At 68.9% G+C, this 13,513-nt stretch carries 14 protein-coding genes; 10 read left to right on the forward strand and 4 right to left on the reverse strand.

Annotation, left to right across the window (positions count from 1 at the left end; translation table 11 throughout):
- Positions 1-20: 20 nt before the first annotated feature.
- Positions 21-1,325, forward strand: coding sequence for an FAD/NAD(P)-binding protein (locus SJY26_RS04885; RefSeq protein WP_396595027.1), 1,305 nt, complete (start codon positions 21-23; stop codon positions 1,323-1,325).
- On the opposite strand, the gene SJY26_RS04890 is transcribed toward SJY26_RS04885, so the two are convergent.
- Entirely contained in the window at positions 1,322-1,801 is a 480-nt protein-coding gene (locus SJY26_RS04890) for an SRPBCC domain-containing protein (protein ID WP_396595028.1), read from the reverse strand. The genes SJY26_RS04885 and SJY26_RS04890 overlap by 4 nt on opposite strands.
- Positions 1,802-1,851: 50 nt before the next feature.
- Here SJY26_RS04890 and SJY26_RS04895 point away from each other — a divergent pair, with 50 nt between their 5' ends.
- Positions 1,852-2,190, forward strand: a complete 339-nt coding sequence (locus SJY26_RS04895) for an ArsR/SmtB family transcription factor (protein ID WP_396595029.1) — start codon at positions 1,852-1,854, stop codon at positions 2,188-2,190.
- 16 nt (positions 2,191-2,206) lie between these two features.
- Here SJY26_RS04895 and SJY26_RS04900 read toward each other — a convergent pair whose 3' ends face one another.
- The gene (locus SJY26_RS04900; protein ID WP_396595030.1) at positions 2,207-3,649 is read right to left on the reverse strand and encodes a response regulator; all 1,443 of its coding nucleotides are present in this window, start codon (positions 3,647-3,649) and stop codon (positions 2,207-2,209) included.
- A 55-nt stretch (positions 3,650-3,704) separates the two neighbouring features.
- Complete coding sequence (gene glmM, locus SJY26_RS04905; RefSeq protein WP_396595704.1) at positions 3,705-5,054, reverse strand: phosphoglucosamine mutase; 1,350 nt, start codon at positions 5,052-5,054, stop codon at positions 3,705-3,707.
- A 120-nt stretch (positions 5,055-5,174) separates the two neighbouring features.
- Between glmM and glmS the strand changes: the two genes are divergently transcribed.
- The 4 genes from glmS to SJY26_RS04925 all read left to right on the forward strand — a co-directional run bounded on the left by glmS (position 5,175) and on the right by SJY26_RS04925 (position 10,145).
- Entirely contained in the window at positions 5,175-7,004 is a 1,830-nt protein-coding gene (glmS, locus tag SJY26_RS04910) for a glutamine--fructose-6-phosphate transaminase (isomerizing) (RefSeq protein WP_396595031.1), read from the forward strand.
- Between the two features lie 71 nt (positions 7,005-7,075).
- Positions 7,076-7,960: a UTP--glucose-1-phosphate uridylyltransferase gene (locus SJY26_RS04915; RefSeq protein ID WP_396595032.1), complete on the forward strand. Its 885-nt coding sequence runs from the start codon at positions 7,076-7,078 to the stop codon at positions 7,958-7,960.
- Between the two features lie 71 nt (positions 7,961-8,031).
- A complete protein-coding gene (locus SJY26_RS04920; protein WP_396595033.1) occupies positions 8,032-9,273 on the forward strand; it encodes an NAD-dependent epimerase/dehydratase family protein in 1,242 nt (413 codons plus the stop codon).
- An 8-nt stretch (positions 9,274-9,281) separates the two neighbouring features.
- Entirely contained in the window at positions 9,282-10,145 is an 864-nt protein-coding gene (locus SJY26_RS04925) for an SDR family oxidoreductase (RefSeq protein WP_396595034.1), read from the forward strand.
- A 154-nt stretch (positions 10,146-10,299) separates the two neighbouring features.
- On the opposite strand, the gene SJY26_RS04930 is transcribed toward SJY26_RS04925, so the two are convergent.
- The gene (locus SJY26_RS04930) at positions 10,300-11,040 is read right to left on the reverse strand and encodes a DUF6065 family protein (RefSeq protein WP_396595035.1); all 741 of its coding nucleotides are present in this window, start codon (positions 11,038-11,040) and stop codon (positions 10,300-10,302) included.
- Between the two features lie 51 nt (positions 11,041-11,091).
- Here SJY26_RS04930 and SJY26_RS04935 point away from each other — a divergent pair, with 51 nt between their 5' ends.
- From SJY26_RS04935 to SJY26_RS04950, 4 genes are all read left to right on the forward strand, one after another.
- Positions 11,092-11,601, forward strand: coding sequence for a prolyl-tRNA synthetase associated domain-containing protein (locus SJY26_RS04935; RefSeq protein ID WP_396595036.1), 510 nt, complete (start codon positions 11,092-11,094; stop codon positions 11,599-11,601).
- 65 nt (positions 11,602-11,666) lie between these two features.
- The gene (locus SJY26_RS04940; RefSeq protein WP_396595037.1) at positions 11,667-12,572 is read left to right on the forward strand and encodes a tetratricopeptide repeat protein; all 906 of its coding nucleotides are present in this window, start codon (positions 11,667-11,669) and stop codon (positions 12,570-12,572) included.
- 11 nt (positions 12,573-12,583) lie between these two features.
- Entirely contained in the window at positions 12,584-13,243 is a 660-nt protein-coding gene (locus SJY26_RS04945) for an LON peptidase substrate-binding domain-containing protein (protein ID WP_396595038.1), read from the forward strand.
- 65 nt (positions 13,244-13,308) lie between these two features.
- Positions 13,309-13,503, forward strand: coding sequence for a Trm112 family protein (locus SJY26_RS04950; RefSeq protein WP_396595039.1), 195 nt, complete (start codon positions 13,309-13,311; stop codon positions 13,501-13,503).
- The last annotated feature ends 10 nt before the right edge of the window (positions 13,504-13,513 follow it).

Raw genomic sequence — 13,513 nt, forward strand, 5'->3', positions numbered from 1 at the left:
GGCGACGGCGGGGAGATCGCGTGGCAGCAGACATCGACAGGGTTGCCATCGTCGGCGGCGGCTTTTCCGGCACCATGCTGGCGGCCCGGCTGGCCGAGCGGGGCGTGGCCTCGACCCTGATAAACCGGACCGGAGACTTCGGGCTGGGCGTCGCCTATGCGACCCCGTTCGACGGCCATCTGCTGAATGTCCGCTCGGGCCGGATGAGCGCCCGGGCCGACCAGCCCGATCATTTCGTGCGCTGGCTGGAGCGCCATCATCCGGCCCTGGCCGACCCCGACGGGTTCGCGCCGCGTCGGGTGTTCGGGCTTTATGTCCGCGACCGGCTGGAGGGGGTCGAGACGGCCTGTCCGGGCCAGATCCGCCGGGTCGTGGGCGATGTGACGGCGATCGAGGCCGAGGGCGTGCATCTGGCCGACGGCACCCGGTTGCCGGCGCGGGCCTTGGTGTTGGCCACCGGCAATCCGGCCCCCCGTACGGCGGAGGCCGGGGGCTCACTCCGCATCCTGCCCGACCCGTGGGCCCCCGGGGCGCTGGAGGCGATCGGGGCCGATGACGACATCCTGATCGTGGGTACGGGCCTGACCATGGTCGATATGGTGCTGAGGCTGGAAGCCGGCGGCTGGCGGGGCCGGGCGACGGCCCTGTCGCGACGCGGCCTGATGCCCCGCGCCCATGGCGAGCGCCCCGATCCGGTCCTGACCCCGACCGAAACCCTGTTGTCGGCCCCCCTGTCACGGCGGCTGGGCGAGGCGCGACGGCTGGCGCGGGACCATGGCTGGCGCGAGGTGATGGAGGGTCTGCGGCCGATCACGGCGACGCTGTGGGCGGCGGCCGATCTGGCCACACGACGCCGGATCGTCCGGCACCTGAGGCCGTACTGGGACGTGCATCGCCACCGGCTGGCCCCCCGCGTCGCCGCGGTTATGGACCGGCTGGTGAGCGAGGGCCGGCTGACGGTGGTGGCCGGACGGGTGCGTGACATCTCCGCCGATGATCAGGCCGTGCGGCTGGACTGGCGTCCACGTCAGGGCCCGGCGCAAGCGCCCCTGACAGCCGGCTGGCTCATCGACTGCACCGGGCCGGGCCATGCACCGGCCGCCGACCCCCTGACCGGCCCCCTGCTGGCCAGCGGCCGGGCCCGGCTGGATCCGCTGAAACTGGGTCTGGATCTGGATCCCGCTGGCCGGGTGCTGGGGGCGGACGGCCGGGCCGACCCGGCCCTGTTCGTCCTGGGGCCCCCCGCCCGCGCCGCCTTCTGGGAGACGATCGCCGTGCCGGATATCCGCAAGCGGATCGAGGATGTGGCGGCGGCTCTCGCCTAGCGGTAGGCCCCGGTCCGCAGGTTGATGCCGTATTCGACACTGGCCTTCAGGGCCGAGAGCATCTGGGACCAGCCCATACAGTTGCCATAGGAGGCCTTGAGCCCCGTCGGCGTCTCGCGCCAGCCTTCCTCGGCGATGCGGACCAGGGTGCGGGCTCCGTCGTCCAGCGGCGCGAAGGTCATGGTGACCGTGGTCATGTATCCGGCCGCGACCACCGGGTCCGCGTCGGCGGGGACGCTTTCATTGGCCTGCCAGCGCAGCACGATCTTCTGGTCCTGCACCACCTCGACGACCTGGACCGGGAAGGCCCCGGGATAGTCGGCGAACTCCCACTGGACCGTCGCTCCCGTCTCCAGCCGCCCGACGGCCCCGCCGGTGGTGAAATAGGCCGACAGTTTCGCCGGATCGGCGACCGCCTCGAACACCTCATGCACCGGTCTCGCGACCCGGGTGGAGACCTCGAATTTCAGCTCCATCGTCCCTCTCCATGGTTGATGGCAGGGCTTATATGTTATAGAAACATAACATGTCAAATGAGGATGATCTGGACGCCGTTTTCAAGGCGCTCGCCAACCCGATCCGCCGCCGGCTGCTGGATGCGATGAAGGACGGCCCGCGCACCACGGGCCAGCTGTGCGAGGCCGAGCCGTTGCTGGATCGCTGCACGGTGATGCAGCATCTGAAGACGCTGGAGACTGCGGACCTGATCCTCATCCGGCGCGAGGGGCGCGAGCGCTGGAACCACCTGAATGCCCTGCCGATCAAGGCCATGCACGACCGCTGGCTGGCCCCCTATGCGCGCGGGGCCGTCGCCATGCTGGCCGATCTGAAGACGCGGGTGGAGGCCGGCGAGGCGAAGGACTGAGGCGCCGCGAGTGCGGTCAGGCCGTGGCCCGGTCCGCCGAGGGCTCGACCGGCGTCGCTTGCGGCCGCCCCGCGCCCCAGACCGAGACGGCCGTCAGCAGGCCGACCATATTGATCGGCTTGGCGAGGCAGTCGTCGATGCCCACGGCGGCATAGGTGGCCAGCTGTTCGGGCAGGGTGTTGGCGGTGACGGCGACGATCGGGACCGTACCCCGGGTACCCGGCAGAGCCCGGATGCGGCGCGAGGCCTCGACCCCGTCCATCACCGGCATGGCGATGTCCATGAGGACGAGGGCGTAGTTGCCCCGTTCGACCGCCGTCAGGCCCTGAAGCCCGTCATCGGCGGTGTCGCACTGGACGCCCTGGGTCGCCAGGATGGTCGCCACCAGGGTGCGGTTGTTCTCATTGTCGTCGACATAGAGGACGGCCGGCGTGCCTGGGTCCTCTGCGACGGGCGCTGCGGCCGCAGGCGCGACGACGGTGGGCGGAACGGGTCCGTGTCCTTCGGAGATGATCACATCCTGATCCGAGACGACGATCATCTCATTGACGAGGGTCAGGAGCCGCTGGCCCGCGTCGTGGATGCGGCCGGCCTGTTCGAGGGTCCGCTCGGGCAGGGTGTCGTGCACCATCACCTCGGCGAAGCCGAGGATGGTGTTCAGCGGGGTGCGCAACTCGTGCGACATGTCGGACAGGAAATGCTGGCGCGCCTCGGCCATGGCGGCCTTCTGTTCGGCGGCGACGCGGGCCTGTTCGGCCTCGATCCGGTCGGTGACGTCCTGTTCGCTGAGCAGCAGGCCCGTCTCGCCGGTCACGGGGTCCGGCACGGGCGTGAGGACCAGATGGTGCCAGCGGTTTCCATGGGCCGTGCGAATCTCGCACACCTCGGACACGCGGTCGCCGCCCTGTGCCCGGGAGCGCAGGCCCTCGGCCACCGGCGGGTGAACGAAGCGGTCGGCGAAGGTCAGGGTCTCGCTGCCAAAGGCCGTGAAGGCGGCAGGGTTGCAGAACAGGGCCCCGCCGTCCTGGTCGAACAGGGAGATGAGGGTGGGCGCGTAGCGCAGCGCCTCGACGGCCCGCCGCTCGGCCGGCTCGACCTCGACGGGGGCGGCCTCGAACAGCAGGACCGGTCGGCCGTCGTCGAGTACGAAGGTCGAGATCGTCGCCTTGACCGTGACGGGCTGGCCATTGGGATAGAAGGTCCAGCGCTCGGTGACCGTCTCGCCGTCCGCCGTCACCTGCACCAGTCGGGCGGTCCGCGCCTGGACGGCGGGGGACAGGTTGGAAAAATCGCGGGCGAGCAGCGCCTCCAGCGTGTCCGAGCCCCACAGGGTCAGGGCCGGCGGATTGGCGTAGACGCCGCGGCTGGCCGCCGGATCGAACATCCACACAGGTTGACGCAGCCGGTTCCAGGCGAGGAACAGGGACGCGTCGTCCGGGGCCGGGGTCGTGGACTGCATATCTGCAGACTTGTCAGACCGTTCTGAAATTTCGCTTAAATCCGCGCGTTTCCGGTCAGCCCGCCGCCTTCACCGCCGCCGAGACCTCGGCGACCACCCGCTTGACCAGGGCCCCGTCGTCGCCTTCGGCCATCACGCGGATGAGCTTTTCCGTGCCGGATGGGCGGACCAGCAGCCGGCCCGAGCCGTTCAGCGCGGCCTCGCCCTCGGCGATCGCGGCCTTGACCGCCGCATCCTCGAGCGGTTTGCCACCGGTGAAGCGCACATTCTGGAGCAGCTGGGGCACCGGCTCGAACTGGCGGGCCAGTTCGCTCATCGGTCGCCCGCTCTCGACCAGAACGGCGAGGACCTGGAGCGCCGCCATCAGCCCGTCGCCGGTGGTGGCGTGGTCATGCAGGATCAGGTGGCCGGACTGTTCGCCGCCGAGATTGAATCCACCTTCGCGCATCCGCTCCATGACATAGCGGTCGCCGACCTTGGTGCGCTCCAGCGTCAGGCCGTCGGCCTTCAGAGCCCGCTCCAGTCCAAGATTGGACATGACGGTGGCCACGACCCCGCCGCCCTTCAGCACGCCGCGCCGGGCCCAGTCGCGGCCGATCAGGGCCATGATCTGGTCGCCGTCGACGACCTTGCCCGCCTCGTCGCAGATGATCAGCCGGTCGGCGTCGCCGTCCAGCGCGATGCCGATGTCGGCCCGGTACTGTTTGACCGCGGAGGCCAGGGTCTCCGGATGGGTGGAGCCGCAGTCGGCGTTGATATTGGTGCCGTTGGGCGAGACGCCGACCGAGCAGACCTCGGCGCCCAGTTCGTAGAGGGTCGTGGGGGCGACCTTGTAGCCGGCCCCGTTGGCGCAATCGACGGCGATGCGCAGCCCGGCCAGCGACAGGTGGCGGGGGAAGGCGGCCTTGGCGATCTCGATATAGCGGGCCTGGGCGTCGTCGATCCGCTTGACCCGGCCCAGATGGCCGGACGGGGCCAGACCCTCGTTGAGGCCGTCGTCCATCATGGATTCGATCTTCAGCTCGGTCTCGTCCGACAGCTTGTAGCCGTCGGGCCCGAACAGTTTGATGCCGTTGTCGGCATAGTCGTTGTGGGAGGCCGAGATCATGACCCCCAGATCGGCCCGCATCGACCGGGTCATCATGGCCACGCCCGGCGTCGGCAAGGGGCCGAAGGTCAGGACGTCCATGCCGACCGAGGCGAACCCCGCCACCAGCGCCGGCTCAATCATGTATCCGCTCAGGCGGGTGTCCTTGCCGATCACCACCAGATGGCGGCGATCGTCGCCCGACATGAACAGCTTGCCCGCGGCCAGACCGACCCGCAGGGCCACCTCGGCCGTCATGGGGCTGACATTGGCGCGGCCGCGAATGCCGTCGGTGCCGAAATATTTGCGCTCGCCCATGGTGCGGCCCTCCGCCGAAATCATCCGAAACGCCTTTTTAGGTGCCGGCGTCTTAAGGCCGTCCTAGAGCAGACGATCAACGCCGTCATCCTCGGGCTGGGCGGGATTGCGGAGACCACCATGTGCGGCATCATCGGCGTTACCGGCACGGGCCCGGTCATTCCCCGGCTGATCGACAGCCTGAAGCGGCTGGAATACCGCGGCTATGATTCGGCCGGGGTCGCGGCAATGGTTGACGGCCGGATCGAGCGCCGCCGCGCGCGGGGCAAGATCCGCGAGCTGGAGGCGGTGCTGGCCGCCGAGCCTCTGACCGCCACGGTCGGCATCGGCCACACCCGCTGGGCCACCCATGGCGCGCCCACCACGCCCAATGCCCACCCGCACAAGGCCGGCCGCGTGGCCCTGGTCCACAACGGCATCATCGAGAATTTCGCCGCGCTGAAGGCCGGGCTGGAGGCCGAGGGCCGGGTGTTCGAGAGCCAGACCGACACCGAGGTTGTCGCCCACCTGCTGGACCATCAGCTGGACACCGGCAAGGCACCGCTGGAGGCGTTCAAGGCGACGCTGGACCGGCTGACCGGGGCCTATGCCCTGGCGGTGCTGATCGAGGGCGAGGAGGATCTGATCCTGGGCGCCCGTCGGGGTTCGCCGCTGGTGGTGGGCTGGGGCGACGGCGAGATGTATCTGGGCTCGGACGCCCTGGCCGTCGGCCCCTTCACCCAGTCGATCAGCTATCTGGAGGAGGGTGACTATGTCGCCGTCACCCGCGCCGGCGCGACCATGTTCGACGTCTCGGGCGCGGCGGTGGAGCGGCCGGTGGTCCAGGTCTCGGCCTCGTCCGCCATGGTCGAGAAGGGGGCCTATCGCCACTTCATGGAAAAGGAGATCCATGAACAGCCCGACAGCGTCCAGCACACCCTGTCCCACTATCTGGATCTGGTGAGCGGCAAGGCCAAGGTTCAGACGCTGGAGGCCGGGGCGATCGATTTCGCTGCCATCGACCGGATCCAGATCGTCGCCTGCGGCACCGCCTTCTATGCCGGCCAGATCGGCCGCTATGCGTTCGAGAAACTGGCCGGCCTGCCCTGTGACGTCGAGATCGCCTCGGAGTTCCGCTATCGCTCGCCGGCGGTGACGCCGGGCACCCTGGCGGTCGCCGTCAGCCAGTCGGGCGAGACCGCCGACACCCTGGCCAGCCTGACCTGGTGCAAGGCGAAGGGTCTGAAGACTGCGGCCGTGGTCAATGTGCATTCCTCGTCCATGGCGCGCGAGGCCGATGTGCTGTGGCCGACCCATGCCGGACCCGAGATCGGCGTGGCCTCGACCAAGGCCTTCACCGCCCAGGTCTCGGCGCTTCTGGCCCTCGCCGTGGCCGCCGGGGTGGCGCGCGGCCGGATCGACGGCCAGACCGAGGGTGAACTGGTCAAGGCCCTGTTCGAGGCGCCGCGGCTGATCGCCGAGGCCCTGCAGATGGACGCCGACATCCGGGCTGTGGCCCAGGACCTGTCGAAGGCGACCGACGTCCTGTTCCTCGGGCGCGGGGCCATGTTCCCGCTCGCCATGGAAGGGGCGCTGAAGCTGAAGGAGATCAGCTATATTCACGCCGAGGGCTATGCCGCCGGCGAGCTGAAGCACGGGCCGATCGCCCTGATCGATGAGGATACCCCGACGATCGCCCTGGCCCCGCTGGACGAGGTGTTCGAAAAGACCGCCTCCAACCTGCAGGAGGTCGCGGCGCGCGGCGGGCCGGTGATCATGATCGCCCCGCGGACGGCACCGGATCCGCACGGGGCCGGAATCCGCCGGATCCACGCCCCGGACTGCCACCCCCTGATCGCGCCGCTGGTCTATGCGGTGCCGGTGCAGCTGCTGGCCTACTATACCGCCGTCCAGAAGGGCACGGACGTGGACCAGCCGCGCAACCTGGCGAAATCGGTCACGGTGGAGTAATTTCGCGCGTCGCGGGCTTCGAAAACCCGGGGCATGCGTTAGGGTCTCCGCCGCTGTCAGGGGATCCACAGATGACCAACTCGCCCTCCCGCGTCCGCAAGGCCGTGCTGCCCGTCGCCGGTCTCGGCACCCGCATCCTGCCGGCGGCCAAGACCACGCCCAAGAATATGCTCAATGTGTTCGACCGGCCGATCCTGGCCCATATCGTCGAGGAGGCCCGGGCCTCGGGCATCGAACACATCATCTTTGTGGTCGGGCGCGGCCAGGGGGCGATCGAGGACTATTTCGACCATGCGGTCGAGATGGAGAGCATCCTGAAGGCCAAGGGCAAGGACGCGATCCTCGAGCTGGTCATGGCCGATCTGCCGAAGCCGGGCGAGATGAGCTTTGTGCGCCAGATGGCTCCGCTGGGACTGGGTCATGCGGTGTTCTGCGCGCGGGACCTCATCGGCGACGAGCCGTTTGCCGTCATGCTGCCGGACATGCTGATGAAGGCGGCGACGCCGGCGCTGAAACAGGCCATCGACGCCCATGGGCAAACCGGGGGTCCGGTGGTGGTGGTGGAGCCCGCGCCGGAGGGCGAGACCCACAAATACGGCATCGTCGCTCTCGATGGTCAGGACGGCCGGCTGAACCGGATGACCGGCATGGTCGAGAAGCCGCCGCTTGGCACCGAGCCGTCGAACCTGTTCATCTCGGGCCGCTACATCCTGACCCCGGACATCTTCCCCCTGCTGGCCGACCAGCAGACCGGGGCGGGTGGCGAGATCCAGCTGACCGACGCCATGGCCCGGCTGATGAAGGTCCGGGACTTCCACGCCCTGGAGTATGAGGGCGCGACCTATGATTGCGGCGACCCGGTCGGCCTGTTGCGGGCCAATGTCGCCTACGCCCTGGACCATGCCGGGTTGGGGGCTGCGGCCCGGGCCGCAATCGCCCCCTTGCTCGGAACCTGACGTCAACCGCTCCGCTTTGCCCCCGTGCCCGGCATCGGCTAGGCAGGGGTCAGGGACGGAGAAAAAAGACAATGAAGGTTCTGGTTCTGGGCGGCGACGGCTTCTGCGGCTGGCCCACGGCGCTGCATTTGTCGGCGCGCGGCTGGGACGTCACGATCGTCGACAACCTCAGCCGTCGGAACATCGACAATGAGCTGGAGGTCCAGTCCCTGACGCCGATCCGGTCGATGGGCGAGCGGATCGCGGCGTGGAAAGAGGTGTCCGGCCGCGACATCGGTTTCGTCAATCTGACGGTGGGCAAGGAGTTCGACCGGCTGGTGGCCCTGATCCGCGAGGTCCGGCCTGACAGCGTCGTCCATTTCGCCGAGCAGAGGGCGGCCCCCTATTCGATGAAGTCGGCGCGGCACAAGCTCTACACCGTCGACAACAACATCAACGCCACCAACCATCTGCTGGCGGCCATCGTCGAAAGTGGCCTGGACGTCCACCTGGCCCATCTGGGGACGATGGGCGTCTACGGATACACCACCGCGGGGCTGCGCATCCCAGAGGGCTATCTGAAGGTCACGGTCGAAACCGACTTCGGCCCGGTCGAGCAGGAGATCCTGTTCCCGCCGAACCCGGGCAGCATCTATCACATGACCAAGACCCAGGACGCCCTGCTGTTCCAGTTCTACGCCAGGAACGACGGGGTGCGCATCACTGACCTGCACCAGGGCATCGTCTGGGGGGCCCAGACCGAGCAGACGCGCCGGGACGAGCGGCTGATCAACCGGTTCGACTATGACGGGGACTATGGCACCGTGCTGAACCGGTTCCTGATGCAGGGGGCGCTCGGCTATCCCCTGACGGTGCATGGCACGGGCGGTCAGACCCGGGCCTTCATCCACATCCAGGACACGGTCCGCTGCGTCGAGCTGGCGCTGAAGAACCCGCCGAAGGCCGGCGACCGGGTCAAGATCCTGAACCAGATGACCGAGAGCCGCCGCGTGCGGGACCTGGCCGCCATGGTCGCGGCCATGACCGGGGCCGAGATCCACAATGTCGCCAATCCGCGCCAGGAGGCCGACGAGAACGAGCTGGTCGTGGCCAATGACCAGTTCCGCGATCTGGGGCTGAAACCCATCACCCTGGCGGAGGGGCTGATGGCGGACGTGACCGACATCGCCCGCCGCTATGCCGACCGGGCCGACCGGACCAAGATCCCGTGTGTCTCGGCCTGGAACGACCGGCGGGCGGAGGCGCTGCGGGCGCCCGAGGCCGTTCCCGCGCCTGCGCCGGCCCCGGTTCGCGCGGCGGCGCGCGCGCTCTGACCGTCCCCATGGCCAGTCGAGGGCTGCTGGTCTTCGGGGCCGGCTATCTGGGGCAGGCGACGGCGCGACGGGCGCTGGCCGGGGGCTGGCGGGTGGCCGCCACCTCACGCGACCCGGCCCGGAGAGCGGATCTGCAGGCCACAGGGATCGACCCGGTCGATCCGTCCGACCCGCAGGCGCTGATGGAGGCCGTGGCGCAGGCGAGCGCCGTGCTGGTCACCGCCCCGCCCGAGGCGACGGGCTGTCCGGGGGCCCGGGCCCTGCTGCCGGCCCTGACCGCTTCCGGGGCCTTTCCCGACTGGATCGGCTATGTCTCCTCGACGGCAGTCTATGGCGACCGCGACGGCGGCTGGGTGTTCGAGGACGACGCGCTGAACGCTTCCAGCCTGGAGGGGGCGCGCCGCGTCCGGGCCGAGGCGGACTGGCGTGATGCGGGCCTCGGCATGGGCCTGACGGTGCAGGTCTTCCGCCTGCCGGGCATCTACGGCCCCGGCCGGTCGGTGGTGGATCGGCTGCGCGACGGCTCGGCGCGGATTGTCAGGAAGCCCGGCCAGATCTTCAACCGCGTCCATGTCGAGGATGCCGTGTCGGGGCTGTTCGCCTCGATCGACCGACCCCGGCCCGGCGGCATCTACAACCTGACGGACGACGAACCCTCACCCGCCGACGTGGTCATGGCCGGGGCGGCGGCGCGGATTGGCCTGCCTGTCCCCCCGGAGGTCAACTGGACCGATCCATCCGTCTCCGAGGCCATGCGGCGCTTCTATCTGGACTCCAAGCGGATCTCGAATGCCCGCGCCAAGGCCGAACTGGGCTGGCGGCCGGCCTACCCGACCTGGCGCGAGGGGCTGGAGGCGATTCTGGCCGGGTGATCGTCTCCTCCTGTCGCGAAGCGATGGGGAGGTGGATCCGGAGCGAAGCGGAGGAGACGGGGGGGTTCTTCGTGCGTGCGGTCAGAACCCCTCCGTCAGCTCGCAAGAGCTCACTCCCACCTCCCCATCCCTGCGGGACGGGGAGGAGACAAGATCAGCCGACCCGGGGGGTCCTCAGGCGGCGCTTGTTGGCGTGGGTGTCCGGTGCGGTGCCCAGCGCCTCGGGGATCTCACCCTTGAAATAGAACCGCTGCCACGCCTCCTTGGCGGCGTCGGGATCGCCGCTCGCCAGCCGCTGGTTGAAGTCGGTGCGCTGGCGGTTCCAGGCCTCGAACTGGCCCTTCATGACCGGGTTGGACTCCAGCGTCCGGATCACGGGCTGGACCTGTTCCAGCTTCCGGTGCTCGACCAGGTTGATGAAGCAGAAGGGTTCGCCCCGCTCGAACTTCACCCGTCCCGGCCGGGTGAAGATCCAGTTCATCGTGAAGGGGAAGGGCAGCCAGTCGGTTTCGATCAGCCCGACCAGGGGCTGGATCCCGTCTTTCACATGGTTGGGCGAGCCCGAGCAGATCATCCCCCAGCCCGGCGGCGTGCGGAACAGATACTGCGGATGCATGGTCAGGACGCCGCGCGAGAAGTGCGAGGTGACGAAATGGTCCAGCTCGGGCTGGGGCCGCTCAGGCTTGATGGTGATGTCGGACTGCTGCGGCCCGCCGTTCCACTCGGCCGTGAAGGTGAAGGGGCACAGGATCTCCCACCCTGTCGTATTGGCCATGGTCAGGGGCAGGCAGCGGTAGGGGTGGCGGCTGACGAAGGCGTCCATCCAGTTCCGCGACTGGCGTCCCGGCACCATGTCCGGCGGCCGGGCCGACATGGGATAGCATTCCAGTTCCAAGGCGGCGCATCCTTCGGGTAATCAACAGTCCCATTCCTAGCCCGGCCGGACATGACCGCTCAACCACTGCATGATCGCGACAGCCTGCTGGCCTGGATGGCCGGGCGGGGGATCGACCAGACGACCGTGGATCATCCGGCTGTGTTCCGCGTCGAGGAGGGGCTGGAACTGAAGGCGTCCCTGCCCGGGGCCCACACCAAGAACCTGTTCCTGAAGGACAAGAAGGCGCAGCTCTGGCTGATTTCGGCGCGGCAGGACACGGTGATCGACCTCAAGGCCGCCCCGAAAGTCATCGGGTCGGACCGGCTGTCGTTCGGCAATGAGACCCTGATGTGGGAAACGCTCGGGGTCCGGCCAGGCTCGGTCACGGCGCTGGGACTGATCAACGACGTGGAGCGTCGGGTTCGGTTCGTTCTGGATCGCCGGCTGTGGGAGGCCGACATCGTCAACTTCCACCCCCTGACCAACACGGCGACCACGGCGCTGAGACAGATGGGCTTCCGGCAGTTTCTCGCCGAAATCCGCTGCGACCCCGTCGTGATCGACTTCGCGACGGCTTGAGTCTTGGCCTCGCCGCGACCATCTGGGACCTGTCGCGTTACTCCCGTCCATAGCAGAGACCGTCCATGAGCCTCGTCGAACCCAACAGCCCCGCAAACGGCACCGATGACCTGATCAAGGACGGGTCCGATGCGGGCTTCATGGCCGACGTCATCGCCCAGTCGAGGATCCAGCCGGTCATCGTCGACTTCTGGGCCACCTGGTGCGGTCCGTGCCGGACCCTGACGCCCGCGCTGGAGAAACAGGTCCGGGCCGCGGGTGGCGCGGTCAAGCTGGTCAAGATCGATGTCGACAAGAACCCGGCCTATGCGGGCCAACTGCGGGTCCAGTCGATCCCCACCGTCTACGCCTTCGTCGACGGCCAGCCCGTGGACGGCTTCCAGGGCGCGGTGCCCGAGAGCCAGATCAAGGCCTTCATCGAAAAACTGTCCGGGGGTCCGGCGGTCAATACCGATGTCGAACAGCTACTGGCCCTCGGCGAGGAATTGCTCGGGCTCGACGACCTCGGTGGGGCCGCCCAGGCCTTTGCCCACGTCCTGACCATGGAGCCCGAGAACGAGACCGCCATCGCGGGCATGGCCCGGGTCTATCTGGCCGGGGGTGACGTCGAACAGGCGCGTCAGACCATCGCCATGGCCCCCGCGGACTCGAAGAACGCGGCCGTGATCAGCCTGCGCGCCCAGCTCGCCCTGGCTTCGGCCGCCCCGACCGGCGAGGCTGCTGCGCTGGAGGCCCGGGTCCGGGCCGACCCTGCCGATCATCAGGCGCGTTACGACCTGTCGCTGGTCCAGGCGGCCTCGGGTGACCTTCAGGGGGCCGTGACCAGCCTGCTGGACATCGTTCAGGCCGACCGCGAGTGGAACGACCAGGCTGCGCGCAAACAGCTGCTGGTCGTGTTCGAAGCCGCCGGCCTGTCGTCGGATATTGCGAAGGACGGCCGTCGCCGACTGTCCTCGATCCTGTTCGCCTAGGAGACGGACCGATGGCCCAGGGCTATGTGAAGGCCGTCGACCTGCCGCAGGTCATTCCGGTGTTTCCCCTGCCGGGGTCCATCCTGCTGCCGCGGGGCCAGCTGCCGCTGAACATCTTCGAGCCGCGCTATCTGAACATGATCGATGACGCCATGGCCGGCGAGCGGATCCTGGGCATGATCCAGCCGGTCGGGGGGCCGCGGCGCCTGCCCAGCCTGTCGGCCGTGGGCTGCGCCGGACGGATCACCAGCTTCGCCGAGACCTCGGATGGCCGTTATCTGGTGACCCTGACCGGGGTCGCCCGGTTCCGGGTCGCGTCCGAGCTGCCGACCCAGACGCCGTATCGTCAGGTGCGGGCCACCTTTGCCCCCTTTGAGGCCGATCTGGTGGCCCCCACAGGCGGTGAGGGGTTCGATCGCGAGACCTTCCTCGGCGCTCTCAAGGCCTATCTGGAACGCCGCCAGCTGGAAATCGACTGGGAGACCGCCGAGGCCGCGCCGCAGGAGGCCCTGATCAACAGCCTGTCCATGGCCCTGCCGTTCGAGGGGGCCGAGAAACAGGCCCTGCTGGAGGCCATGACCCTGAGCGACCGTATCGCCGTCCTGACCGCCCTGATGCGGATCGACGCGGCCGAACCGGGCGATGGCGACTCGCCCACGCCGATGCAGTAGGTGGGGCGCTAACGCTCACGACGCGGTCGTTCGCTGCTTGAGCGCGACCCAAGGGAAACGGAACCATGTCCGACACCTTCAACACGCCCTCCTCCGTCGACCCGCGCCTGCTGGAAGTGCTGGTCTGCCCGGTCACCCGGGGGCGGCTGGACTATGACCGCTCGGCCGGCGAGCTGGTATCGAAGGGGGCGAAACTGGCCTATCCGATCCGGGACGGCGTGCCGATCATGCTGCCCGAGGAAGCCCGCCGGCTGGACTGACCGGCGGGCC

This window comes from Brevundimonas sp. R86498, from assembly GCF_044598075.1.
Lineage (GTDB): Bacteria > Pseudomonadota > Alphaproteobacteria > Caulobacterales > Caulobacteraceae > Brevundimonas.

What these genes read in the sequence shown, in the direction of transcription:
- SJY26_RS04950 (WP_396595039.1), top strand. Translation starts at nt 13,309, where the DNA reads ATGTCCGACACCTTCAACACGCCCTCCTCCGTCGACCCGCGCCTGCTG.
- SJY26_RS04935 (WP_396595036.1), top strand. Translation starts at nt 11,092, where the DNA reads ATGACCGCTCAACCACTGCATGATCGCGACAGCCTGCTGGCCTGGATG.
- SJY26_RS04915 (WP_396595032.1), top strand. Translation starts at nt 7,076, where the DNA reads ATGACCAACTCGCCCTCCCGCGTCCGCAAGGCCGTGCTGCCCGTCGCC.
- glmS (WP_396595031.1), top strand. Translation starts at nt 5,175, where the DNA reads ATGTGCGGCATCATCGGCGTTACCGGCACGGGCCCGGTCATTCCCCGG.
- SJY26_RS04940 (WP_396595037.1), top strand. Translation starts at nt 11,667, where the DNA reads ATGAGCCTCGTCGAACCCAACAGCCCCGCAAACGGCACCGATGACCTG.
- SJY26_RS04945 (WP_396595038.1), top strand. Translation starts at nt 12,584, where the DNA reads ATGGCCCAGGGCTATGTGAAGGCCGTCGACCTGCCGCAGGTCATTCCG.
- glmM (WP_396595704.1), bottom strand. Translation starts at nt 5,054, where the DNA reads ATGGGCGAGCGCAAATATTTCGGCACCGACGGCATTCGCGGCCGCGCC.
- SJY26_RS04890 (WP_396595028.1), bottom strand. Translation starts at nt 1,801, where the DNA reads ATGGAGCTGAAATTCGAGGTCTCCACCCGGGTCGCGAGACCGGTGCAT.
- SJY26_RS04895 (WP_396595029.1), top strand. Translation starts at nt 1,852, where the DNA reads ATGTCAAATGAGGATGATCTGGACGCCGTTTTCAAGGCGCTCGCCAAC.
- SJY26_RS04900 (WP_396595030.1), bottom strand. Translation starts at nt 3,649, where the DNA reads ATGCAGTCCACGACCCCGGCCCCGGACGACGCGTCCCTGTTCCTCGCC.
- SJY26_RS04920 (WP_396595033.1), top strand. Translation starts at nt 8,032, where the DNA reads ATGAAGGTTCTGGTTCTGGGCGGCGACGGCTTCTGCGGCTGGCCCACG.
- SJY26_RS04925 (WP_396595034.1), top strand. Translation starts at nt 9,282, where the DNA reads ATGGCCAGTCGAGGGCTGCTGGTCTTCGGGGCCGGCTATCTGGGGCAG.